Source organism: Caballeronia glathei (genome assembly GCF_000698595.1).
Lineage (GTDB): Bacteria > Pseudomonadota > Gammaproteobacteria > Burkholderiales > Burkholderiaceae > Caballeronia > Caballeronia glathei.
Genome location: NZ_JFHC01000301.1, coordinates 1 through 506, shown reverse-complemented (window position 1 = coordinate 506; position 506 = coordinate 1). Strand labels below are relative to the sequence as shown.

Genomic DNA, 506 nt, shown 5'->3' with positions numbered 1-506 from the left:
CATCAACCGCCGACCTTCCTGACGGGCCATGCGCCTCCATTGACCGGTCTGGACGCCGTGCAGCGCATGATGGCACTCGACATGATCACCTACCTTCCCGACGATATTCTCACCAAGATCGATCGCGCCGCGATGGGCGTTTCCCTGGAGACCCGCGTTCCCTTTCTCGATCACCGCGTCGTCGAGTTCGCATGGCGGCTGCCCCAGTCGATGAAGGTTCGCGACGGGCAGACCAAGTGGGCGCTGCGACAGGTCCTGTATCGATACGTGCCGCGGGAACTCGTCGAGCGGCCCAAGATGGGATTTGCCGTGCCCATCGCAGCGTGGCTGCGCAGCGAGCTGCGTGAGTGGGCGGAATCGTTGCTGGATGCTGCACGGCTTCGTCAGGAAGGCTTCTTCGACGCAGCCATCGTCCGCAGCAAGTGGGAGCAGCACCTTTCCGGAGAATACAACTGGCATCGTCAGCTATGGAACGTGCTGATGTTCCAGTTGTGGCTGGAGCATCA

General features: G+C 61.7%; 1 protein-coding gene. It reads left to right on the top strand.

Annotated elements, in window-relative coordinates:
• Window positions 1-506, top strand: a 506-nt coding sequence (locus BG61_RS38895; protein WP_035943848.1) for an asparagine synthetase B family protein, incomplete at both ends; no start/stop codon positions are given.